We start from the raw sequence: 24261 nt of genomic DNA, 5'->3' as shown, positions 1-24261 counted from the left end.
CTTCCAGAGATGTAGGAAGTACAGCAATGTGCCACAAGGGTGCCGCTGCGTTCTCCTCTCACGCGTAAACACCCAATCGCATGGTAAAATTCTGCCCTGATAACGCTGGTTTCAGCGCCGGTTTTTACGTTGACAAACATCTTACCCACGAACACACAAAAAGAGGGACCGGTTACATAACCGATCCCCCTAAATTTTTCGTAAACCTTTGTGGGTTCGGTTTATTCAGCGGCCTCCGCCACTGGCAGAACCGAAATAAAGGTGCGGCCTTTCAGGCCTTTTTGGAAGCTTACTGCGCCATCAGTTGTTGCAAAGATTGTGTGGTCTTTGCCGATGCCTACGCCTTCACCAGGCCAGAATTTGGTGCCGCGCTGACGCACGATGATGTTACCTGCGATAGCAGCTTGGCCGCCATACAGTTTAACGCCAAGACGACGACCAGCGGAGTCGCGACCGTTGCGGGATGAACCGCCAGCTTTTTTATGTGCCATGAGTGTCTCTCCTTCGCCTTAGGCCAGTTCTTTGGCCTGCTCAACCCATTCGGGCTTCACTTTGATCGCGTCGATAGCAGCAATATCGTCTTCAGACAAGGCTGCGATCTGTGCAAAGCTGCGCAGACCAGCTGCGTTCAGCTTTTCAGCTGCTGCAGGGCCAACACCGGTCAGCTGGGTCAGATCATCAGATTTGATATCGCCTTTGCCAGTTGCAACTTTGACACCGGTGTCTGCTGCGCCTGAAGTCAAGATATCAGTTACCTTGATCAGGGTCAGTTTCTGACGGTGGCCAACGGTGCGCTTGGACGAGTGCTTACGACGGCGCTTGACGAATTTGATAACTTTTTCGCCTTTGATCTGGTCAACAACTTCAGCTTGAACCGCTGCGCCATCCACCAGAGGAGCACCCACAACTGGTGCGTCGCCGCCCAGCATCAGGATGTCGTTGAATTGTACGGTTTCGCCAGCATCAGCAGCCAGTTTTTCAACGCGCAAAATATCGCCCGCCTGAACTTTATACTGCTTGCCGCCAGTCTTGAGGACTGCAAACATTGCATATTCCTTTGTGTTACCCGCGTCCTACGGTCCCCTTTCGGGCGTTCCTGGCCCAGATTTTCACCTGACCCACCTCGAACAGCGCGCCCTACTTAAAGGGCCGTATTACAGAAAACACCCGGCGCAGAGAGAATCTGAGCCGGGATGCGCTCTTTTAGAGGGGATTGGTAACTGTGTCAATTGTCGTGCTGGGACGAGCACAAAGCGCAGGAAGAGATTTTTACAAAGTCCTGAATGAACTGCAGCAAAGCGGACTTTGCTGCAGTTGCAAGTCACCTGCCGAAAATGCGAGACAACAAGCTTGGCCTTTTCTCAGGCTCGTTCGGGTAGATGATAGTAAACGCCTCGACATCCTCAGTTTCTAAATGATCTTCGTGCCTGAAGCCTATCTCAAGTGCGGGCAGGTCTAAGGGGATTTCGAAGATGTAGTCTACGTTCTCATCTGTATTCTTTTGGGTCTGGAAATGACGTTGCTTCAACTCTGCAAATGCTTTTGGGAGTTCGCCAACTTCGGTCAAGTCAAACTTGTCTTCACCATCTCCGGCGTGGGTAACTCTCCACAACTGTTGTCCATATTGCCATAGCTCCGAGGAACTCCACATGCATGTTTCATTCACCTCGCATATATACGTGCGATGCTTTTGAGAAAGTTTGGAGACCTGTTCTTTTGCACTTTTTCCGAAGCCTTCATCTTCAGACCAAAGGATAGTCCAACCACTGCTCTTAAGTTTGGCTGTCCACCAATCGCCATCGGGCATCTCGTCTATATGATCACCTTGGTTCAGACCTAACTTCTCAACCAGTTCTTCTGGTGGTGCTTCGCTGGCGAGATAGCAAATGCGAAATCCCATTACATCCTCCAAATCAATTTGACGGTCTTTAGCGGCATAGTCGCCAGCCTGCAAATCTAGTCGCAGCACTTGGTAGGTTTGGGCTCGTTTCTGACCTTAGACTCGGCTCATACGAATGTCCAACAGAGTTGAAAGTCAGTCTCTATTGGGTCTTCAAATATCCTCACCCTGCCCCACCTTTGCCAGCTCATATGCAAGTGCTTCAAACCGGTTGGCGGTGATTTCAAACTGGATGGCATTCAGCAGGGTGTAGACCTCTTGCATCAAAGGTGTTTCCAGTGCGTCTATATACTCGGCAATCTCTGTATCACTAAACGCCTGATATGCATAAGCTGAGGCGCTCAGATTGCTGGTTTGCAGCGCCAGCCGCATCTCATCTTCCTGTTCTGTCATAAGTGCGCGCAAGCCATCGGCGTCCAGTTCCAGCGCGATCACACCTGCATCTGTTGCCGCCATGATAAAGCGAAATTGCACCTCTTGCAGGGATGTAAGCGCGGTTTCTGCAGAATCTACTGCACGCCCCATGCGCTTGAATAGATCAACACGTTCAGCCCCCTCGCGCACTAGATCAGCAATGATCCGTTGCCCAGCGATTTGGGTGGTTGTGTTGTCTTCGATCTGGTGGGATGCGTTTTCTGCAGCAACCAGCCGCTGTCCTAACGTGCTGCCGTAAAACGCTTCTGCATGTAAAAGCGCCTCATCGCTGAGAGATTTCTCCAGTAAATCCAACGCAATGTCACGCATAATCTGCGTGTCGAAGATATCCTGCGTGATATCGGTCCAGCGCGCTCCAAAATCGCTACGTTCCAGCCCTAAAATCTGTGGCGCGCTTTCGGCGTTCAGTGCGATACTGTCCAGCGCCACATCAAAGCCGGTGATCTCAAGGAACGTATTTATCCTTTGTCTGTCGGCTGCGTCTGCCTGCGGTGTCAGAAGGAACAGGGCTAAAATAGGCAGTAAAAGCAACTGCATAAGTTTACGAACGGCGGGTTTTTGTGCGTTAACGTTTTGCATACCCAATAACCTAGGCGAAACAGACCATCGAGCAAGGAAAATCGAATTTTATTTAACCGGTGTATTTATTGCTTGTGCCTACGCACAGTCTAATTGAACGCCGCCAACAGCCCCGCCCCACGCACGCATGGGCGGATCGCAGCCAGATGCACCCCCAAATAGCCAGTGTGTCGTGACAATGTTCTTTCAATGTTTTGGCGACATGCAAAGAATTCCGGGAAATCTTTACATGTGTTCTTGTGGTACTCACGACGATTTAGCATTGCTCATGTGTTGGTAGACTTTCACGGTTTTAACTTCAATTTACCGCCTTCCAGCTCATTTAAGGATCTTTTGCTGAGAACACGTCTTATCAGCGAAATTATGACAAGAATGCCGAGTGCAAGTGTTATCCCGACGATCCATAGGAAGACAAACAAACCTCCCAATGCCCCGACATCACCACTGTGGCTTGGCAATAATTCCAACCCAAATATGCAAAGAAGTACAGAGACCGCAAAAGCTGCAATTAGTAATTTGAACCACATCGTTTATCTTTCAATAATTAAAGGGCGAAAGCGCTAGAATATCGCGTTAATGGCTAATAGCCGTCGTTAGATGCAATGCCCAGTGTCGGTCGAATTGTGGGCTCCGCTGAGACCTTTGCCACAATCTGTGTGAAGATATATATGCCCGCATCGACAATTTACGAGGAGGATGGTTGGCATTTGCCGACGATTTGATCCTAATCTAAGGGGCCAGATGCAGAACATACCGAGTTGAAGATAAGTCCGACCCTGCACCGGTTCAACATCAAGCCCACAAATGAGGTCTTGATCTAGCGGAATGTCGGTGCGTACGCGCGTTGATGGCTCGTCCCTGATTGGAACGCGGGCAAGCTTAAGGAGTGGAAGGCCACGACGTTTATGCCAGGATCTACGAGCCTTCGCCCAAACCCACATTTCGTGAGGCGTGGAAAAAGGAGCGCTGCCTTAGCCAAGGCCCAAAAGCTAAACTTGTCTCCAGTGCAGTAAGCCTGCCTAGTAGCAACAGCGAGTCACCACTCACGTTTTTCGAATCTTAGCCCAGCGGTCAATTCAGCCTCGCCGGGTATTTCGTTGCTCCTTAGATGAATTACCTGTTTCGCTTCCGGTAAATGAACGCTTATATCGTCGTCCGGCCACCCTTGTCTTAGACAGTTCAATCGTTTTCTTGATCGCTGTAGATCTTGTCTACCGGCGGGTTAAACTGCAGGGTTGAGGTCTCAATGACAGATTCATCATTGTTTTCCAAAACCGTTGCAGACAGCGTAACATTAAATTCAGTTGCGTTTTCGTCCCCGTAGCCTCTGTCTAAATCAAATGCGACTTCAGTTAGAAGGTCTTCCAATTGTTCTATGGTATCAATGGGTAGGTTCTTTGTATTTGGATCAAAGAAATACAGCTGGTCATTTTCCTCATATATCATCACGGAATGCCCCCAGTTTACACCGTCATTGAGTGTTAGAATCATGGGTTTATCCGGGTTTTCCGCTTGTATGTCCCGTATCATACCGGGGGCTATTCCGTCATAGTTAGTGGCTTCTAGCCCGAAACTCTTTGCCAGCGATGGGTACCCAGCAGATGATGGCGTTTCCTCATTGTTCAGAGATTGATCTTTGGCGGTCACGCCTGCCCAAACCTGATGCACTTTCACCTGGGCCAATGCTTTTTTAAAAGCATCTGGAGGGGTTTCGGAAACCTGCTTTTTACCCTCCAATACGTCTTTTGCTTTAACCAAACAGGCCCCAGCGCACTCTCCGCGCTCAATATTCTGACCAAATTTGGTATAATACCCGTCTCCTTCGGCACCGGGATCAAAGCTACCACGCGTTGAACCTTCAAAATTGGTTGAGATAAATGTCGCAGGTCGTTGTGGAAGACCTGTCACTGTTGACAGACTGGCGGCTGGTGCTCTCTTGGTCCTGGCCGGGCCTTTAGACTTCTGATTTGCCTCATCAAACACAGCACTTTGCCTAGGAGTCGATTTAGGCGTTGATGTATTCATCGCACCCTGAGGTGCCGCTTTTTTCTTTGCGGGCCTGAGTTGTCCATCAACCTGCTGAGATTGCGGCGTTGAAAGTTCAATCGAAGCTTGGATACGCATGTGTCAACTCACTTTACTTCAGGTCACAGACATCGTAGTCCACTTTCAAGAATGTTAAATTTAAATTTATTAATATCTTGCATCTGATCTACATACTGACGAAAGATGCGGCGCTATTACTGGGCAAGGCCTCAACTAAGTTAAACAACCTCAGAAAACCTCATAGCATTAGGCGTGGCGCGCCTATCATCTGTAGGGATAGCTAGGATCGCATCTGGCGAAGGATTTGGAAGATCTGGCCCCGGCGACCATAGAAAAACAGACTGTGCCTTTTCAAATTTTGAATAGTCCACGTCCAGCGGCATTTCCTCTACGCTCACGCACTCACGTATAGCGCGACGATCACTTCGCCTAAAAGCCCCGCAACCGTCCAACCTCCAGTGAGGATAATATAAGCGCACACCCTCATGTTCAAGTTTTGCGTCAAGCAGATTTCCCGGGTTGCCTGCGTGGCCTAAAGGTCAGCCAAATCTGCAAGCGTTTCTGGAATAATAACGAGCACGTTTAACATTTAAGTACTTCCAAGTGCATTGAGGTATGCGGAAAGCGCTGCTTGCCCACTGTCGGTTAGCGTTCGATCAACCATGCCGTAGGCTAATAATTTTCTTTTAGAAAGAAGCACATGCGATCAATTGCAATATAAGCCCTTACTCCCTCGTGGCGGCACAGCGATACCCTCCTCTCCCCTCCGTGGCTCTTTGGCGGTTTGATTGCGCTCCTTTGATAGCATTTTATTGCAGTAAGGAGGACGAAGTATGGGAACGAAACGGACAGACGAATTCCGGGGGGATGGGGCGCGTATCGCGCTGACCAGTGGGCTGATACGCAAGCAGGTTGCTTGAGGTTTGGGTGTCGGATTGTTGACGCTGAACAAATGGGTGACGGCACATCCTGACACCGAGCTAATCCCAGACAAGGACCTCGATCTTGCCCGTGAGACCGGACGGTTTCGACGCGAGAACCGGTCTTCTCAAGGACTTGCAAGGATTAGTAAGCAACATAAACGCCTCGCAGTTTGATGCGGCTTCCGTTGATCACTTAAGCGGCCGTTCTTTCGAAAACGGCGGGGCTTTTCCAGCCCAGCCCAGTGCTGAGTGTCGGCGTCGCGGATTTTAGAAGCCATTGATGTATTAGAAGATCGCCATCTCAGCCTGCGGCTTTGTTTCCCATGATCGCCGCCAAATCAGCTCGGCTTTGATCGTCTTGAAGAAGGTTTCGACCGCAGCGTTGTCATAACAATTCCCCTTTCCTGAAATCGACACTTTGAAGCCATACTGTCGCAGGATCTTCTGGTCGTCGTGAGAGCAATGTTGCGACCCGCGATCCGTGTGGTGAATGCAGTCCTTTGGTGGCGCACGGAAAGCAATCGCCATCCTCAATGCCCGGATCGCCAGGTCGCGTTTCATCCGGTTGCTCACAGCTCAGCCGATGACCCGCCGGGAGTGCAAGTCTAAGATCACAGCCAGATACAGCCCGCCTTCACGGGGTCAAACATAGCTGATATCGCCCGCCCACTTCTGGTGTGGCAGATCCGCCGTGAAGTCGCGATCCAGCAGGTTCGGTGCGCTGTTGAACTTGTGATCACTGCCCGTCGTCGCCTTGTATTTGTGGATTCTGACGACGGATATGCCGTTCTGGCGCACCAGCCTACCAATACGGCGGTGACCCACATCTAAGCCAATCTCTTTCAGCTTTTCTGTCATGCTTGGGCGGCCATAGCTGCCCAAGCTCAGGCGCGATTGTTTTTTAATGTGCGCTAACGTCACCATATCCGGCCGCTGTTTGCGGCTGGCAGGTCAGCTGCGATACGCCCGCAAACTCCGCGGACTGACAGCCATAACCCGACACATCAGTTCAATGGAAAATGCAGATCGGTGTTCTTCGATAAACTTAAATCTCACGGCTTTTGGCTCGCAAAGAACACCGTAGCCTTTTTTAACACTTCCCTCTTACTGCGGGTAAACAATCCCCCGGATTGTTTACTCATCCTTGCAAGTCCTTGAGAGTGCGGTTCTCGCGCCGAAGCTGGTCATTCTCTTGGGTGAGACTTCAATTCTCTTTTGACACGACATCCCTGTCTCGATGCGCCGTGATCCATTTGTTCAGTGTCGACATGCCGACGCCAAGATCACCCGCCACCTGCTGGCGCGTTAGCCCAATGGTCAGCGTGATCCGCACTGCATCTTGGCGAAATTCGTCCGTTCGTTTCTGTCCCATAGTCCGTCTCCTTTGGTGCAATAAATGCTATCAAAAGAGCGGCATCAAACCGCGACAGCTCTAACCTCGTAATGTTCGATAAATATGCCGGTGAGGCTATGCGACGGTCCGAATCCGAGAGCGGGCAAAGGGAACGAAACACAACAGAACGGCTCGTGAACCTCTAAAACCAAGTTTAAAACCATAATTTACTATTGTGGTCGTTTTTCGAAATGTATAATGAAATCAACCTGTGGAGAGGTGCCGGAGTGGTCGAACGGGGCGGTCTCGAAAACCGTTGTGCCTTCACGGGCACCCAGGGTTCGAATCCCTGTCTCTCCGCCATTATCTGATAAGAGCAGCCGAAAATTCGACCCTTCAGGGGCGCGTTAATATCTGTTATTGATACTAAGGATGAACGTGTTATTGTATAACGCCTCTTCAAACTATTGAGCATGCGACAATGCTCAGCTGAGCGATATCTAAACTCATTTATGACGCTTACCTAGCCATGCGGGTATCCAAGGATGTCGTGCGGTGAAACGGTGTGCCGCTCTGATTTACCCGTCTGATGGATCACATGGGGCTCTGCTATGGCTTAACAAGTTGTCAAAGATCGTTTAATATATCAGTAATGTCTTGTTAATAAGGGATTTATTGCAAAGGTATTGGGGCGTTGAATGTGGATGGAACAACAAATTTGCAGATGCGTTAACCGTGAGGATCCTGTGAAATTGTCGGTTTAGATCTAAAGTGCTTAACTTAGTCGGGCGGGACCTGAAGATCCCAGTTTACGCGTCGGTGACTGAAGTGGACATTTACGCTTCGTGCAGTGATTTTTGCAAATGTAAAGCCTCTTTTTGCGGACTTGATGGTGTGTTTTTGCAATCCTTATGTGTTTTGCAAAAACACATATTCTGATTTGCATTTTTTCAAAGTAATTAGGTGCGGTTAACTCGGTTCGAGCTGACTGAGTAAGCGTAGGACGTCATTCTTCATAAGGCCTATTAATACATGCAGATATGCAGGTGCAGCTTTGTAAAATTGCCCGTGTTTTATTGCAAAGATAGAGCTATCAAAAGAACGCTTGCAGCCCCGTTTGTGCACGCCCCAATATTAATGCATGTACGTCATGCGTTCCTTCATAGGTGTTCACTGTCTCAAGATTAACCATATGACGGATCACACCATATTCGAGGCTTATGCCATTGCCGCCGTGCATGTCGCGGGCAGCCCGTGAGATGTCGAGCGCTTTGCCGCAGTTGTTCCGTTTGATCAGGGAAATCATCTCTGGGGCTGCTGCGCCGTCTTCCATTAAGCGCCCCACACGTAAAGCGGCTTGCAAGCCCAAAGCAATCTCGGTTTGCATGTCAGCCAGTTTCAACTGGAAAATCTGTGTGTTCGCCAAAGGGCGCCCAAATTGCACACGGTCCAGACCATATTGTCGGGCGGCATGCCAGCAGTCTTCTGCGGCGCCCATGACGCCCCAACTGATGCCATAACGGGCGCGATTCAGGCAGCCGAATGGACCTTTCAGCCCTTCCACATGAGGGAGCAGAGCTTCCTCACCGACTTCGACCCCATCAAGAACAATCTCACCAGTGATTGAACTTCTTAGCGAAGCTTTATTGCTGATTTTAGGGGTCGAGAGGCCAGGTGTGTTCTTGTCCAGAACAAAGCCCCGGATCTTACCACCATGAGCATCGGATTTCGCCCAAATGACAAAAACATCTGCGATCGGTGCGTTTGAAATCCACATCTTGCTACCCGTGAGACGGTAGCCGCCATCGATTGCTTCGGCCCGGGTTTTCATAGAGGCAGGGTCAGATCCCGCCTCTGCTTCAGTGAGGCCAAAACAGCCAATCCAACTGCCATTTGCCAGCCTTGGCAGGTATTTTTGGCGCTGTTCTTCTGACCCATATGCATAAATAGGATACATGACGAGGGAACTTTGAACAGACATCATGGATCTGTAACCTGAATCCACCCGTTCAATTTCACGCGCGATGAGACCATAAGCGACATACCCTGCCCCAAGTCCGCCGTAAGCCTCGGGAATTGTCACACCAAGCAGACCCATTGCACCCATTTCCTGAAAAATTTCAGGGTCAGTCTGTTCATTCTGAAAAGCCTCCAGCACCCGCGACGCAAGCTTTTCCTGGGCATAAGCATGGGCAGAGGCCGCAATCATACGCTCGTCTTCGTGCAATTGATCGTTTAAGCGAAATGGATCCTGCCACTCAAACCGGCCGAGCTCAGGTGTATCTTTGGTGGCGCGCATTGGGGTTCGAAGCTGCATGATGCGGCATTCCTTTTTGAAATCCTAACATCAGGTTAACTTGCAAGGCGGGCGAAGAACAGCGAGACTTTTTCATTATGTATGAGTATACATCATACATGGTTGCCCCTCGTCGTTTTTTACCTTCAATTTCATCGTTGCGTGCGCTTGAAGCACTGGACCGCCTTGGAAGTGCGTCAGCCGCGGCTGAAGAATTGTGCCTGACCCAAGGCGCAGTAAGCCGGCAGCTTCAAACGTTAGAAAAGCAACTTGATTTGGTGCTGGTTGATCGCGGTCACAAACGACTTACGCTGACGGAGCAAGCAGGCGATTATGCGCGTGAAATTCGCCAAGCGCTGGGGCAGATTGCCCAGGCCACGCTGAAAGTGCAGTCCCTGCCAGTTGGAGGGCAGCTTAATCTGGCTATTTTACCAACGTTTGGAATGCGTTGGCTGGTGCCACGACTTCCAGGTTTTTCACGTCGACACCCTGATGTGACCTTGAATATGGGGACAAGATTGCAGATGTTTTCTTTTGCTGGCGAAACGTTTGATGCAGCCCTTCATTATGGCACCGGACATTGGCCGGGAGCTGAGGCCATGCTTCTGAAAGGCGAACGCCTCATTCCCATATGTTCGCCCGAATTGCTGGCCACGCGTGAGATTACCGACCCGACCCAGATATTAACTTTTCCGCTGCTACACATTCAAACGCGACCAAACGCATGGCAAGATTGGTTCACAGCAGTTGGTGTGCTCGCGCCCCAAGCTGCCTATGATCAAGGCGCGCATTATGATCAGTTTTCGACGATTTTACAGGCGGTATTACATGGATTGGGCGCAGCACTGGTGCCAGATTATTTGGTCGAACAGGATTTAGCGCAGGGAAAAGTGGTTGCCTTGCACCCCACCGCCGTCGAAGCGGAAGGGGCATATTACCTTGTCTGGCCGCGCGAGAACTCTAAAAACCCAGCATTGAAAAAATTTAAAGACTGGCTCGCACCGCTTGCGCAACCCGAGGACACTCTTCCAAGATAAGTTGGAAGAGTGTCAGATTGATTTACCCCAGCGCATAACCCGCGCCGCGCACCGTTCGTACAGGATCTTCGCCACCATGTTGTGTCAGCGCTTTGCGCAAACGACCAATGTGCACATCTACGGTTCGTGTATCGACGTAGATATCGCGCCCCCAGACCCGATCCAGCAATTGTTCGCGGCTCCAGACCCGACCGGGCTTTTCCATAAAGGTTGAAAGCAGGCGGAATTCAGTTGGGCCAAGCTTCAACGCACGCTCACTGCGGCTGACCTTATGCGTCTCTGAATCCAGAATAATATCCTCGAACTCCAGACGTATCCCAACCGTTGAAGGACGTACACGACGCAGCTGTGTGCGAACGCGGGCCATCAGCTCGTTTACGGAATACGGCTTCACCACATAGTCATCCGCGCCGGTTTCAAGGCCGCGCACTTTGTCGACCTCTTCAGAACGCGCAGACAGCATAATAATTGGGATCGAGCGGGTTTGACTACGGGATTTCAAACGACGGCAGACCTCGATGCCCGATAGATTAGGCATCATCCAGTCCAGAACGATGATGTCCGGTGCGTCCTCGTCCACCAATAGCATGGCTTCTTCGCCGTTTTCGGCGCGTACAACCCGGAAGCCATCCGCTTCCAGATTGTAGGCCAACACTTCACGTTGCGCCAGTTCATCCTCGACGACCAGAACAGTGGGCTGATCGGCTGACATGGTTACGCCTCCTGCGGTTTGATGGATGTGGTGTCCGCTTTCACGCGATCTTCTGCGGGCTTTTCACCAGACACAACGTAAACAACTTGCTCCGCGATTGCGGTCACGTGATCGCCCATGCGTTCGATGTTTTTGGCGATGAAATGCAGATGCATGCAGGGAGTGATGTTGCGCGCATCTTCCATCATATGTGTCAGAAATTCGCGGAACATGGCATTGTACATCTGGTCAACATCTGTGTCCCGTTCGATGACATCCGTGGCGAGCTCGACATCGCGCTGAATATAGGCATCCAGCGCATCTTTGAGCATACGCTCAACTTCCCGTGCCATCCGACGCAGCGCAGCGCCGCTTTCGGTGGTCAGGTGACCGCCCTGCGACAGGACCACAGTCCGCTTGCCGATGTTTTTTGCGTAATCGCCAATCCGCTCCAGGTTGGCTGCGATTTTGATCACTGACAGGATCACACGCAGATCAACCGCAGTTGGCGCCCGCAGCGCGATAACACGCGCCGCTTCGGAATTGATGATCTCTTCCAACGCATCAATCGCTTTGTCGTTTGCCCGAACAGACAAGGCTTGTTCTTCGTCACGGGTCTCCAGCGCATGAGCTGAATCGCGGATTGCGGTCTCAACCAATCCGCCCATCTTCATAATCTGCGCCTGAACAGCTTCAAGATCGCGGTCAAAAGCCGATGTAATATGTTGTTCTACCATAACTTTTTTCCTTCGATCAGCCGATACGGCCGGTGATGTAGCTTTCGGTGCGCGGATCTTCGGGGTTGGTGAAGATCTGGCTGGTGAGGCCGAACTCTACCAATGTGCCAAGATGGAAAAACGCGGTTTTCTGGCTCACACGTGCCGCCTGCTGCATAGAGTGGGTCACGATCACAACCGAATAACGCTCGCGCAGTTCGTCGATCAGCTCTTCCACCTGCGCAGTTGCAATTGGATCCAGCGCTGAACAGGGCTCATCCATCAAAAGCACTTCGGGTTCGGTTGCCACAGCGCGCGCAATGCACAAACGCTGTTGCTGGCCACCAGACAGACCGGTGCCGGGCTTGTCCAAACGGTCTTTCACCTCGTCCCAGATCGCTCCACGACGCAGGGCTTTTTCAACAATCTCGTCCAGCTCAGCCTTGTTTTTGGCCAATCCGTGGATGCGTGGACCATAGGCGACGTTGTCGTAGATCGATTTTGGAAACGGGTTTGGCTTTTGAAACACCATGCCGACTTTGGCGCGCAGCTGCACGGGGTCCACGCGTTTGTCGTAGATGTCTTCACCGTCCAGATTGATCTGCCCTGTGACATTGCAGATGTCGATGGTATCATTCATCCGGTTCAGGCAGCGCAGGAATGTGGATTTGCCGCAGCCTGATGGGCCGATGAAAGCCGTTACCGTATTTTCTTCAATCTCGACATTCACGTCTTTGATTGCATGCGCCTCACCGTAGTGAACATTGACACCTTCGGCGGCGATCTTGATTGCTTTTTGGTCCACGGCTCTTTCCGTAAATTGCATATCGTTCATGGGTCTGATCCTTAGGCCTTTTACCAGCGACGCTCAAAGCGACGGCGGAGAATGACGGCCACAGTGTTCATGGTGACCAGAAAGATGAGAAGAATAATAATGCCGCCCCAGGCACGTTCATAAAACGCAGGGTCAGCACGTTTTGCCCACTCGTAGATTTGCGCAGGCATAGCAGAGTTTGGCGACAGCAGGCCATCCGCCAGTGTTTCAGGCGCGTTTGAGGCGATAAAGCCCACCATTCCGATCAACAGCAAGGGCGCGGTTTCACCCAAGGCCTGTGCCAGACCAATGATAGTACCCGTCAGGATACCCGGTGCCGCCAAAGGCAGAACATGGTGGAACACTGCCTGCATTTTGGAGGCCCCTACTCCCAATGCTGCATCGCGGATAGAGGGCGGAACCGCCTTCAGTGCGGCGCGGGTCGAAATGATGATTGTGGGTAATGTCATCAAGGTCAGGACCAGACCGCCGACCAACGGTGCGGATGTGGGCAGGTGCATATAGTTGATAAAGACCGCAAGACCCAGAATACCAAACACAATCGACGGGACCGCCGCGAGGTTTGAAATATTGACCTCGATAATATCGGTCAGCCAGTTCTTGGGCGCAAACTCCTCCAGGTAGATCGATGCGGCAACGCCAATGGGAAGTGCGAGCGCCAGAACCACCAGCATCATGAACAATGAGCCCACCATGGAAACACCGATGCCGGCTGCTTCGGGTCGCTGGTCAGACGCATCTGCACCAAGGATGAAATCAAGGTTAAAGGTCTTTTTGATAACACCTGCGGCAACCAATGCATCCACAACATCCAGCTGCGCAGCTGAGATGTTTTTATCATTTGCAATGCTCTCGCGTGTGACGCGCCCTTTCAGGTAGCCATCAACGCGGCTTTGCGCCAGAAAGCGGAACTCTACCGTTTTGCCGATCTGATCGGGATTTGCGATGACATAGGCACGCAATTGTCCCACAGCACCTTTTGACAGGATGCCAGCCAGATCTTTGGATTTCAGGCTGTGCTCAATTCCCAGAGCTTCAACCTTGTCGGAGATCGCTGAGCGGATCAAAGGGTTGTAGCCAAAAGTGGTGACTTTCTTAATGTCATCCAGATTTCGGTTGCCCTTTTTATCAAGGTTCTTTTCAAGCAATTCAACATCAAGCGTGATGAAGGTTTGCTGATAGGCACCTGTGCCCCGGCTGATGATTGTGGTGACCAGCACCAACAGCATGGCCAGGCCAATCAGGATTGCACCGACCCCATAGGCGCGAAAGCGTTTCTCGGCTGCATTGCGTTTTTTGGTGCGATCGGACAGCTCCAGAAGCGAGCCGCCATGTTTTGATGTATCAGACATTAGTCGTACTGCTCCCGGTATTTGCGCACGATGTAAAGCGCGAGAACGTTCAACCCGAGGGTCAGGACAAAGAGGCTCAGACCCAACGCAAAGGCCACCAGTGTTTCAGGGCTCGCAAAATCAGTGTCACCGGTCAGCTGGCTGACGATCCGTGTGGTGATTGTGGTCATGCTTTCTAAGGGGTTGGCAGAAAACTTTGCAATCGCGCCTGCGCCCATAACAACGATCATGGTTTCGCCAATTGCGCGCGATGCCGCTAGTAGAACCGCACCCACAATACCGGGTAACGCAGCGGGCAGAACCACCTGACGGATGGTTTCTGATTTGGTTGCCCCAAGGCCAAGCGAGCCATCCCGCATCGCTTGTGGCACCGCGTTGATGATGTCGTCTGATAAGGATGACACAAATGGGATCAACATAATCCCCATCACAACGCCGGCGGTCAGCACCGATGTCGCACCTGTCATCCACTCAACGCCAAACGCGCCGCCTTTGCCAAACAGGCTGATCAGCATCGGTCCAACGGTCAACAGCGCAAACAGACCATAAACAATGGTCGGGATACCAGCGAGGATCTCCAGCAGGGGTTTTGCAACGGCGCGGACTGCAGGTCCGGCATATTCTGACAGGTAGATCGCCGCAAACAGGCCAATCGGAACCGCAACAAGCAATGCAATCACAGAGATGAACAATGTGCCCCACAACAGCGGCAGGATCGACAGCTCACTGTCTCCACGAAAGTTCGGCGCCCAAGTGGTGCCAAAAAAGAAATCAGCAAAAGAATGCAGGCCAAAAAAGTTGATGGTCTCAAAGAACATCGACAAGACAATGCCAATCGTTGTCAAAATCGCCAGCGAAGCTGCAAAGATCAGCAGCGACATAACGCCTTTTTCAACAACATTGCGTGCACGAAAATCTTTGTGAGTTCGCATATATGCCCAAGAAAACCCGACAAGCGCAACAAGGCCCACCAGCACAGCCATCACCGTGGTCGCGGTTGTATTGAGCCCGCGATAGGCCTGCGCGGCTGCCAGAATTTCTGGTTTTACATCTGACCCCAGTGCAACACCCAGATCGCCCAGAAGTGCGCGCACATCTGTTGTATTTGCGTCAAGCGCACCGGCCTCTCCCTCAGAAAGCGCACCCTGTGTCACCGCCAGCTCAAGCCCCTCCGCCACGCGGCGAACATCGCTCATAACAAGGCTAAGAGAAGAGCTTTCGGGGATGATGCTTTCTGGGATCATACCGGAAACGCGGCTTTCGATCACCATCGGCTGGGCCAGCAGCCAGACAGCCAAAAGACCTAGTGCAGGTGTTAAAGTGGTAAAAGCGACGTTGTGCCCATAATAGGACGGCAACGAATGCAGGTCTTTTACGTTCCCTCCGGCCGAAGCCACAGCGCGTTGCCGGCCAAGGACGTATCCGACAGCAGACAAAACAAGGAGAGAAACGACGAGCCATAAGGTAGGCATCTTGTGCTCCGTTTCGGGAAGTTCATTTAGAAACCAGCGGTATCTCGAACAGTGTCGAGACAGAGGCCGGGGTAAGTTTCCCTACCCCGGCCCAGTATCATTTCACAAGAGCGCAGGGCTTAGGAATTGCCGCCCAGAACTGCTTCTGCAGAAACTGCTTCTTGAGTTTTGACCAGCTCTGGGTCTGCAACCAGACCGTATTCTGCGAGAGGACCTTCAGAACCTGCAACCTCATCCGCGATGAAGAATTCAGCATATTCTTTCAGACCTGGGATCACGCCGATGTGTGCTTTCTTCACGTAGAAGAACAAAGGACGTGACACAGGGTACTCGCCGGTCGCGATGGATTCAGTTGAAGGAACGATACCGGACATGGTTGCAACCTGCAGCTTGTCGGTGTTGTTCTCATAGAAAGACAGACCAAAGACCCCCAGACCGTCTTTGTTGCTTTCGATACGTGCCAGAGTTTCGGTGTAGTCGCCGTCGATGTCGACAGAAACGCCATCAGTGCGCAGTGAAATACAGGCTTTTTCAGCCGCTTTGTGCTTGGCTTTGTCGCTGTCGCCTTCTGCAGTTGCCAGCAGAGCGTCCATTGCGCCGGTGGCTTCACAGCCTGCCAGGATCACTTTGTCTTCGAAAACTTCACGGGTGCCGTGCTTGGTACCTGGGATGAAGGCTTGAATGTCGATCGCTGGGAACGCAGGGTTTACGTCTGCCCATGTTTTGTTGGGGTTTGCAGCCAGCTTGCCATCAACCAGTACGTTGTCGGACAGCGCCAGGAACCAGTCAGTTGGGGTGAATTCGAAAGAATTGCCACCGATGTCAGATGCGAAAACGATGCCATCATAACCGATGCGAACTTCGATGATGTCGGTCACGCCGTTTTCTGCGCAGGCTTTGATCTCTTTGTCTTTGATCGCACGAGACGCGTTTGCAACGTCGATTGTGTTCTCACCAACGCCTTCACAAAAGCGCTTCAGACCAGCAGAAGAGCCACCGGATTCGACAACTGGTGTTGGGAAGTCAAAGTTTTCACCGAAAGCTTCTGCTACGATTGAAGCGTAAGGCAGAACGGTAGATGAACCGGCAACTTGTACCTGATCACGCGCAGCGGCTGTTGTTGCAGAAACGGCAGCGATTGCCAGGGTAGATGCGGTCAGTTTCACAAAGGACATTCCATGTCTCCATGAGGAATAAAAAACATTTGATCATCCCACGATGATCTGTGGCTGGTCCTAAAGACCGTGCATGAGTCTTTTGCGACAGTTTTGTAACGGAAATATGACAATGTGAGTTTAATAGAAATCCGACGCACGGCGTTGTCTTGTTTTGAGAGGGGCACCGGTAAGAAAGTGTCTCGCGTGTATTTGATATTTAAATTGTGAAATAGTTTCGGAGCATGGGTAGGTTTGATGAACAAAATTGGGTGCATTGGATGAATAGGACAGCAAATGATTGATCGTGTTTCCGGAGCGGTCGCTCCTGCTCAACATGAGCAACGCATAGATACGCCCACGCCTACAAAGCTTGCAGCTGGGCCTTCAGCGAAAAGTTCAACGTCTAAGGTGCACCCCACCGCGGAGACACAAATATACGCAGAAGCAAACTCAATCAGCAGAAATGTTGCACCCGAAGCCGCTTTGGATGAGGAAGAGCGAGGGTCCTTGGCAAAAGAATATGCGGAGAGATTAGATCGCCCCCGGCGAAGCAAGCACAGACTGCAACGGATGATTGATCGAAACAGGCTCGTCCCTAAGAATACCGTGAAAGCTGTCGCGGCATCATCGAATGCAGAAACGCCTCATCTTCAGTTGGCACAGATGAAAAAATCAGGCTTTTTTGATACGCAAAGGGAAATGGTTAAAACACATGCACCAATTCCTGGAATTTGCCTTGGTCGATCCATGACATTTTTGCATGAAAAAAAGCACAATAACAAATCCTCATTAGAAGCCGCCGGTGCGCAAACGTCTCTTTCTAGTGCAATGATACAAGCTCAGTCACTTTGGGCAGGTTCTGCGGAGCTTACGCAGCATAAAGAAAAAGTAAATGAAGCACCATGGCTACCAGGTGGTATTGAAGAATTGTGGCCGGGCGTCGCACAAAGTCGTTATGAAATAGTGCAGCGAACGATGGATGCACAGATTACCGGAGCATCTGCCGCATCTGGATTAGAAGTGGGCGAGAGCTCATTTCCGGTAAATAATTTTCAAGACGCTTTATCTGAAGTGGTGAAAACAGGAAGTAGCTATATCTTACATACTCCAAATCACGCGATGGCTTTGTATAAAGAGGATGATGGTACATACGGTTTTTACGATCCAAACTATGGTGTTTTTGAAAGCAAAGATTATCAGGCGTTGAGCCTGTTTGTGGAAACTGAAAAAGCGTTTTCTTATGTCGTAAGTGCTAAAATGTATTTGAGAGAATTTAGAGGAGACTAACTCTGGCCTTCTATCGTAGCCTTAACGAACACCTGATATGAGAGTAAAAGGTGCTTAGGTGCAATGATCTTAGCAGACGTTACCAGGTATTTAAGGTGCCTTGGTCGTTGGTAAAATGATTGTAAACACCGACCCTTTTCCAAGGTCACTCTCCACTCGCAACCGCCCGCGGTGTCGGTTGATAATGTGTTTTACAATTGCCAGTCCTAAACCAGTTCCCCCCAGTTCCCGGGATCTGTGGCTGTCTGCCCGATAAAAACGTTCGGTCAGACGTGGCAGATGTACGGCATCAATACCGGGGCCGTTGTCCACCACCTGAATACGTGCTGCAGCGCCCCGCACAGCCGCATCGCGTTCTGAAAATGTCAGTCGTGCTTCGACTTTGTCGCCACCATATTTGATCGCGTTTTCGATCAGGTTCGTAAAGACCTGTTGCAATTGATCTGGATCGCCCTTTACCTCAATGCGTTCTTCTGGCGCATATAGATGTAAGGCCACATTCTGGGATTCGGCCACCGGAGCAAGTGTCTTTAAAGTCGACGCAAGATGTGCTTTTAAGTTGACGGTTTCTTGAGGCCGCACTCTTTCTTCGGTTTCCACCCTGTTCAACGATAAGAGATCACCAACAAGGCGGTTCATCCGGCTTGCTTCGCCCTCCATGATGTTCAAAAAACGATCGCGCGCTGTCGCATCATCCCGCGCCGCGCCGCGCAGGGTTTCAATAAACCCCATCAACGCCGTCAGCGGTGTGCGCAGTTCATGGCTGACATTGGCAACAAAGTCTCGGCGCATTTGTCCGGCCTGTTCGCGCTCTGTCACATCAATGAATGATAAAAGTGTCGCACCGCCATTTACAGCACCTATGCCTGGCACATAGCGCAGCGTGATTTCAAATGTCGTATCCTGCGCACCATCATTGCTCAGATGGCGGGCTGTTTTGGGAGCCCGTTCTCTTAAACAGCTCTCAATTGCGGTTATGACGTTCGGCTGTCTTAGGATGGTCGCAAAATGACGCCCAACAATGGCATGCCCTAATAATGTAACAGCAGCGGTATTGGCACCGATGATACGCTCACTTTGATCCACCAGAACAGCCGGCAATGGGGTTGCTTCTAAAAAGCCGTTGATCAGATCTTGTGACATCACATGCGTATCCTTGTTATTGGGACAGGCTACTTAGGAGAGAACTGTAAAACCCATATGTCACGATGTGCGCGTGGTATGGGATTTGCGGAGCTTTTGCGCCTCTCTAAAATCAGAGCGGCGTTAGCTCTGCGCGAAAGCGACGCATATTATCCTGATACAAAAGCGCGCTTTGGGTAAGCTTCTGGGCCAGAGCATCATCCACTGTGCGCACCACTTTGCCGGGCGCGCCCATCACAAGGGAATTGTCAGGGATGGTTTTGCCTTCCGTCACCAAAGCGCCGGCACCAATCAGACAGTTTTTGCCGATAGTGGCCCCATTCAAGATGGTTGCACCCATGCCGATCAGCGTATTGTCACCAATGGTACAGCCATGCAGCATGGCTTTGTGTCCGATGGTGCAGTTTTGCCCAATGGTCAGCGGAAAGCCCGCATCAATATGCATGATCGTATTTTCCTGCACATTCGATCCCGTTCCGATCCGAATTTCTTCATGATCAGCGCGGATCGTACAGCCAAACCACACCGAAGCCCCCTGCTCCACCACCACCTGACCAATCAGATTGGCATCTGGCGCAACCCAAGTGTCTTCGGCAATATTTGGTCGGTGCGCGCCAAGCGCATATAAGGTCATGATAGGCTCTCAAACTCTGATTGCAGGGCGCGCACGTGGTCTAACAACTGGGGCTGTTGAATGCGGCGCAGACGTGTTGCGGTAATAATGGTTTTAAGCTGTTCTTCAGTCGCATCCAGATCATCGTTGACCAACACATGATCATAAGATCCCCAGTGGCTGATTTCATCCCAGCTTTTTTGCATCCGGCGCGAAATGGTTTCCGCATCATCCTGCCCGCGGCTTTCAAGCCGGCGGCGCAGCTCGGTGATCGAAGGGGGCAGCAGGAAAATCGACAACGTGTGCTGGCCCAGCTCGGAGTTGCGGATCTGTTGCGCCCCCTGCCAATCAATATCAAACAAAACATCTTTGCCTGAATCGATAGCCTCTTTTACCGGACCTTTGGGAGAGCCGTAGAAATTACCAAAAACAAAAGCATGCTCCAGCATTTCGCTTTCGGTGACCGCTGATTTGAAAGCCTCTTCACTGGTAAAGTGATAGTCTTTGCCATCTTCCTCACCGGGGCGCGGCTTGCGGGTGGTGGCTGAAACCGAAAAGCTTAGCGTGGGATCCCAGGCGCGCAAACGTTTGGCCAGTGTTGATTTGCCCGCCCCCGAGGGAGAGCTGAGAATGATCAGGAGGCCGCGACGGCTGCTCATCTGCATTGTCCTTTATTGTTATTCGATATTTTGGACCTGCTCGCGCATTTGGTCAATCACTGCCTTAAGCTCTAGTCCGATTGCCGTCAAATCGCTGTTCTGGGCTTTTGAACACAGCGTGTTGGCTTCGCGGTTAAACTCCTGCATCAAAAAATCCAGCTTGCGCCCGATGGCACCGCCTTTGTCCAGCAGATCTCTGGTTGCACTCACATGCGCATCCAGACGGTCTAACTCTTCGGTGATGTCGGCCTTGACCGCTAATATGGCAAGCTCTTGCGCCACCCGGTCTGCGTCTACCTGATCAGTGTTGTCGACAATCTTTGCGAGATTGTTTTTGAAGTTTGTTTCCATTTGCGCCCGGCGTGCATCGACGCTTTCGACGGCTTGGGCTTTTAACACTTCTATACGGGACAGTTGGTCGTGCAGCACTGTCTTTAGCGCTTTGCCCTCTGCTTCACGCATTTGTACGAATTGTGCCACAAGGGTTTCGAATTCCTTTTTGAGCGCCGCAACCAAAGGCGTGGGGTCATCTTGGGTTTGTTCATAATCCAGCACCCCTCGCATCGCCAAGAGATCAACAGCGGTTGAAGGTGCTAAGGCAACACCGCACGCATCAGCCTTTCTTTCGGCGCGCGACATAGCCGAAAGGATAGAAGACAGCACATCTTCATTTAAGGTGAGCTGCCCGCCCCCGTCATCTGTGCGGGTGATCCTAAGGTTCAACGAGACGTTTCCGCGTGCTAAGCTCTTGTTTAATTGAGACCTTAAGTGCTGCTCTAGCCCATCCAGCCAATCCGGAACGCGCAGTCGCAAATCTAACCCTTTGGCGTTTACAGACCTTATTTCCCAGCTCCATGCATGGGAACCAAGTGCATTTTGAGCTGCGGCAAAGGCTGTCATAGATCGAATTGTCACAAAAAAACCCCGGTATTTTGAATGGCATAGGACTGAGCTAGCCATAAGGAAGGCGTAAGAACAAGCACCTTCGCGTTAAGACCTATCCTAAAGCGTTAACCATTGCTTAAAGAAGTCGTCCAAAATTGATTCACTTTGTGGCATGTTAACTTCAAGGTAACCAATTAGAGGCTAAGCCTGAGACAGCGAACACCGCTGCAAACAGTGCCAGGCCCGATGAACACGAAGGAAGGCAGATATGTTTTTTGGCGGTCGCAAAGGGTCCAAGCAGGGTATGGAGCAGGACAAGGTGATTACTATGGAGCGTTTTCAGAACCGTCTGTCATTGTCGCCAATGAAACAGGCAGAGGCATACTGGACAGCGCTGCGTCGCGGGGATGATATTCCCAGCCGTGCACAGGTTGATCCACGCGGCCTTGAAAACATTCTGAGCCAGACTTTCATTGTAGAACGTATTGCCCCCGGTATCGCACGGTTCCGTCTTGCAGGCCAAAAAGTAAACGAAATGGCCGGTATGGAAGTACGCGGCATGCCGCTGAGCGCCTTTTTCACACCTGAAGCGCGTAAAGAACTGAGCGCGGCGATGGAACATATGTTTGATACACCTTCCGTCATTCAGCTGAGCCTGAAAACAGAAGGCAGCCGCCTTAAAGGATCGCGCGAAGCTCATATCTTGCTGATGCCGCTGCGCAGTGATCTGGGTGACGTCAGCCGTGCCCTTGGTGTGTTTGTCTCAGCAGGCAATGAAACGGGCACGTCGCAGCGTTTCTCGATCAACAATATTGAAATCCGTGCCGTTTCAGCCGCCGGCTCAAAAGATCGGGCCGCTTTCAAAGCAAAAGACCGCAAACCTGCAGATATGCCTGAAAAGGCGACAGATAAGCCGCATGTAAATGCACCAAACCCCGGTTTTGCCGAGACCCAGGCCCGGTTCCGCCGCGAACCCAGCATCATGGAAGAGGCACGTTCACTTTTGAACCGTCACAAAGGCGCCAAGAACACAACAAGCCCTGCGGACACATCGGATACCAATTCTGCGGAACCTAAAGCCGTTGCCAAAACTGCAAAAGAACGTGCTCCGCATTTGCGTTTGGTGGTAAGTCGTGATTAACCACCCCGATTTCTAAAATTTGTCTTTCTTTTAGAACAGTTTGGTCACCGTTCTTTAAGTGCGCGCCCCGTGACAGAATGTCCGGGGCGTTTCCCTTTGGCAAAGATAAACGTTCTGCGAGGCACAGATGCAAAACACTTCAGGTGTTACTTAATGCTCTGAAATGTCATGAAAAAAGCGCACTGAAATATCAGTGTGCTTCTCAATCTGTTTCGTATCAAACGTTAGCTCGCTGCGCGCGCAGTGCGGGCTTCACGTTGGTTTGACAACTCTTCCGCAACCAGAAACGCAAGCTCCAAAGATTGGCTGGCATTCAGGCGTGGATCACATGCCGTGTGGTAGCGCGCAGACAAGTCTTCGTCCGTCACCGCACGGATACCGCCGGTGCATTCTGTGACGTCCTGACCGGTCATTTCAAAGTGAACCCCACCGGGTACCGTGCCTTCTGCGTTGTGTACTTCAAAGAAGTCACGAACTTCGCGCAGGACGTTTTCAAACGGGCGTGTCTTATATCCGGTCGAAGATTTGATGGTATTGCCATGCATCGGATCACAGACCCATGTCACGGTTGCGCCTTCTTCTTTGACGGCCTGAACGAGACGTGGCAGATGCTCTGCGGCTTTGCCAGCACCAAAACGGGCGATCAAGGTCAAACGGCCTTCTTCGTTTTCAGGGTTCAGTTTTTTCATCAGAACCTTAAGGTCCTCTGCGGTCGTCGTCGGGCCACATTTCAAACCAATTGGGTTCAAAACACCCGAGCAGAATTCAACATGCGCCCCATCCGGCTGGCGGGTCCGATCCCCGATCCAAATCATGTGACCTGATCCAGCCAACCAATCGCCTGATGTCGAATCTTCGCGGGTCAAAGCTTCTTCGTATTCCAGCAGCAGCCCTTCGTGGCTGGTGTAGAAATCGACAGAATGGAGTGTATGTGCGGTATCTTTGTTCACACCTGCTGCATTCATGAAATCCAGCGTGTCGGTGATACGGTTTGCCATATCCCGATATGCATCGACCTTTTCAGATTCGGTAAATCCCAGGGTCCAGGCATGAACTTGATTGATATCCGCATAACCACCCGTGGAAAACGCGCGCAGAAGGTTCAGCGTTGCCGCTGCCTGCGTATAGGCCTGCAGCATCTTTTGCGGGTTTGGAATACGTGCCTCAGGGGTAAAGGCCAGATCATTGATGATATCACCGCGATAGCTTGGCAGCTCTAAACCATCGATCGTTTCCGTTGGTGCACTACGTGGTTTTGCAAATTGCCCGGCCATACGGCCCACTTTGACAACGGGCACCTTGGCACCGTAGGTCAAAACCATTGCCATCTGTAGCATGACCTTAAAGGTATCACGGATCGCATCCGCGCTGAATTGATCAAAGCTTTCCGCGCAATCGCCACCTTGCAACAAGAACGCTTCACCGCGACCGGCCGCGCCCAGTTGCTGTTTCAATCTGCGCGCTTCCCCGGCAAAGACCAAAGGAGGGTATTTTGAAAGCTGCGCTTCAACCGCATTCAAGGCATCCGCATCGGTATAATCGGGCATCTGGATGCGCGGTTTGTTGCGCCAATTGGTTTTCTGCCACGTCGTCATAACTTTATCTCCGGGATCGCAATCCTAAACTCTGTTAGCGCTTAGCTATAACAACGGCTTTTGGCAGTGACCAGTTCGGATTTGCGAAGGCTTGACCAAATCGATCAGCTGTGAGCAGGGTTTTCAATACACATTATTCTTCATTGGATACTAATACGAGGACCCG

20 protein-coding genes, 1 tRNA gene and 2 pseudogenes are annotated in these 24261 nt (G+C 51.2%); 5 read left to right on the top strand and 18 right to left on the bottom strand.

The genetic code is table 11. From position 1 onward, the window contains the following. Nucleotides 1-221 precede the first annotated feature (221 nt). The 5 genes from rpmA to BLP79_RS05730 form a co-directional block, all read right to left on the bottom strand. Nucleotides 222-491 carry a 50S ribosomal protein L27 gene (rpmA, locus tag BLP79_RS05755; RefSeq protein WP_090217210.1) on the bottom strand — a complete coding sequence of 90 codons (270 nt, stop codon included), beginning with the start codon at nt 489-491 and terminating at the stop codon, nt 222-224. Between the two features lie 18 nt (nt 492-509). After that, nucleotides 510-1046: a 50S ribosomal protein L21 gene (gene rplU / locus BLP79_RS05750; protein ID WP_090217208.1), complete on the bottom strand. Its 537-nt coding sequence runs from the start codon at nt 1044-1046 to the stop codon at nt 510-512. A 275-nt stretch (nt 1047-1321) separates the two neighbouring features. Further along, a complete protein-coding gene (locus BLP79_RS05745; RefSeq protein WP_139163173.1) occupies nt 1322-1900 on the bottom strand; it encodes a hypothetical protein in 579 nt (192 codons plus the stop codon). A gap of 153 nt (nt 1901-2053) precedes the next feature. Next, nucleotides 2054-2914 (bottom strand): DUF2059 domain-containing protein, encoded by an 861-nt coding sequence (locus tag BLP79_RS05740; protein ID WP_090217205.1) that lies wholly within the window; start codon nt 2912-2914, stop codon nt 2054-2056. A 1179-nt stretch (nt 2915-4093) separates the two neighbouring features. After that, the gene (locus BLP79_RS05730) at nt 4094-5038 is read right to left on the bottom strand and encodes a hypothetical protein (RefSeq protein ID WP_090217201.1); all 945 of its coding nucleotides are present in this window, start codon (nt 5036-5038) and stop codon (nt 4094-4096) included. A 755-nt stretch (nt 5039-5793) separates the two neighbouring features. On the opposite strand from BLP79_RS05730, the pseudogene BLP79_RS19925 reads away from it, so the two are divergent. Continuing rightward, nucleotides 5794-6003 (top strand): annotated as a pseudogene (locus BLP79_RS19925) (IS3 family transposase); the annotation flags it as partial. Between the two features lie 73 nt (nt 6004-6076). Here BLP79_RS19925 and BLP79_RS05725 read toward each other — a convergent pair. Next, nucleotides 6077-7255, bottom strand: a pseudogene (locus tag BLP79_RS05725) (IS3 family transposase). Nucleotides 7256-7489: 234 nt separating this feature from the next. Between BLP79_RS05725 and BLP79_RS05720 the strand changes: the two are divergent. Next, a tRNA-Ser gene (locus BLP79_RS05720) sits at nt 7490-7579 on the top strand. Between the two features lie 730 nt (nt 7580-8309). Here the strand turns inward: BLP79_RS05720 and BLP79_RS05715 are convergent. Continuing rightward, the gene (locus BLP79_RS05715) at nt 8310-9533 is read right to left on the bottom strand and encodes an acyl-CoA dehydrogenase (protein ID WP_090217199.1); all 1224 of its coding nucleotides are present in this window, start codon (nt 9531-9533) and stop codon (nt 8310-8312) included. Nucleotides 9534-9631: 98 nt separating this feature from the next. On the opposite strand from BLP79_RS05715, the gene BLP79_RS05710 reads away from it, so the two are divergent. Continuing rightward, entirely contained in the window at nt 9632-10549 is a 918-nt protein-coding gene (locus BLP79_RS05710) for a LysR family transcriptional regulator (RefSeq protein WP_090217197.1), read from the top strand. Between the two features lie 22 nt (nt 10550-10571). On the opposite strand, the gene phoB is transcribed toward BLP79_RS05710, so the two are convergent. The 6 genes from phoB to BLP79_RS05680 form a co-directional block, all read right to left on the bottom strand. Continuing rightward, nucleotides 10572-11261 carry a phosphate regulon transcriptional regulator PhoB gene (gene phoB, locus BLP79_RS05705; protein WP_090217195.1) on the bottom strand — a complete coding sequence of 230 codons (690 nt, stop codon included), beginning with the start codon at nt 11259-11261 and terminating at the stop codon, nt 10572-10574. A gap of 2 nt (nt 11262-11263) precedes the next feature. Continuing rightward, the gene (gene phoU, locus BLP79_RS05700) at nt 11264-11977 is read right to left on the bottom strand and encodes a phosphate signaling complex protein PhoU (RefSeq protein WP_090217192.1); all 714 of its coding nucleotides are present in this window, start codon (nt 11975-11977) and stop codon (nt 11264-11266) included. Nucleotides 11978-11993: 16 nt separating this feature from the next. Continuing rightward, nucleotides 11994-12791, bottom strand: a complete 798-nt coding sequence (gene pstB, locus BLP79_RS05695; protein ID WP_090217190.1) for a phosphate ABC transporter ATP-binding protein PstB — start codon at nt 12789-12791, stop codon at nt 11994-11996. Between the two features lie 20 nt (nt 12792-12811). Continuing rightward, nucleotides 12812-14143: a phosphate ABC transporter permease PstA gene (pstA, locus tag BLP79_RS05690; protein ID WP_090217188.1), complete on the bottom strand. Its 1332-nt coding sequence runs from the start codon at nt 14141-14143 to the stop codon at nt 12812-12814. After that, entirely contained in the window at nt 14143-15615 is a 1473-nt protein-coding gene (gene pstC / locus BLP79_RS05685; RefSeq protein ID WP_090217185.1) for a phosphate ABC transporter permease subunit PstC, read from the bottom strand. Before pstC ends, pstA begins: the two co-directional genes overlap by 1 nt. Nucleotides 15616-15734: 119 nt before the next feature. Further along, nucleotides 15735-16790, bottom strand: a complete 1056-nt coding sequence (locus tag BLP79_RS05680) for a substrate-binding domain-containing protein (protein WP_090217183.1) — start codon at nt 16788-16790, stop codon at nt 15735-15737. A gap of 276 nt (nt 16791-17066) precedes the next feature. On the opposite strand from BLP79_RS05680, the gene BLP79_RS05675 reads away from it, so the two are divergent. Further along, nucleotides 17067-18059 carry a YopT-type cysteine protease domain-containing protein gene (locus tag BLP79_RS05675; RefSeq protein ID WP_090217180.1) on the top strand — a complete coding sequence of 331 codons (993 nt, stop codon included), beginning with the start codon at nt 17067-17069 and terminating at the stop codon, nt 18057-18059. A gap of 90 nt (nt 18060-18149) precedes the next feature. On the opposite strand, the gene BLP79_RS05670 is transcribed toward BLP79_RS05675, so the two are convergent. The 4 genes from BLP79_RS05670 to BLP79_RS05655 all read right to left on the bottom strand — a co-directional run bounded on the left by BLP79_RS05670 (nt 18150) and on the right by BLP79_RS05655 (nt 21389). Then, nucleotides 18150-19202, bottom strand: a complete 1053-nt coding sequence (locus BLP79_RS05670; protein WP_090217178.1) for a sensor histidine kinase — start codon at nt 19200-19202, stop codon at nt 18150-18152. A 112-nt stretch (nt 19203-19314) separates the two neighbouring features. After that, complete coding sequence (locus BLP79_RS05665; protein WP_090217176.1) at nt 19315-19836, bottom strand: gamma carbonic anhydrase family protein; 522 nt, start codon at nt 19834-19836, stop codon at nt 19315-19317. Continuing rightward, entirely contained in the window at nt 19833-20474 is a 642-nt protein-coding gene (gene gmk, locus BLP79_RS05660; protein WP_090217174.1) for a guanylate kinase, read from the bottom strand. Before gmk ends, BLP79_RS05665 begins: the two co-directional genes overlap by 4 nt. Nucleotides 20475-20492: 18 nt before the next feature. After that, on the bottom strand, nt 20493-21389 hold the full coding sequence (locus BLP79_RS05655) for a YicC/YloC family endoribonuclease (protein WP_090217172.1): 897 nt from the start codon (nt 21387-21389) through the stop codon (nt 20493-20495). 238 nt (nt 21390-21627) lie between these two features. Here BLP79_RS05655 and BLP79_RS05650 point away from each other — a divergent pair, with 238 nt between their 5' ends. Beyond that, entirely contained in the window at nt 21628-22500 is an 873-nt protein-coding gene (locus BLP79_RS05650; RefSeq protein WP_090217170.1) for a PAS domain-containing protein, read from the top strand. 224 nt (nt 22501-22724) lie between these two features. On the opposite strand, the gene BLP79_RS05645 is transcribed toward BLP79_RS05650, so the two are convergent. Further along, nucleotides 22725-24095 (bottom strand): class II 3-deoxy-7-phosphoheptulonate synthase, encoded by a 1371-nt coding sequence (locus BLP79_RS05645; RefSeq protein WP_090217168.1) that lies wholly within the window; start codon nt 24093-24095, stop codon nt 22725-22727. Between the last annotated feature and the right edge of the window lie 166 nt (nt 24096-24261).

The organism is Epibacterium ulvae, assembly GCF_900102795.1.
GTDB lineage: Bacteria > Pseudomonadota > Alphaproteobacteria > Rhodobacterales > Rhodobacteraceae > Epibacterium > Epibacterium ulvae.
Note: the sequence above shows the minus strand (reverse complement) of the source record. Positions and strands in the feature narration are given on the sequence as shown.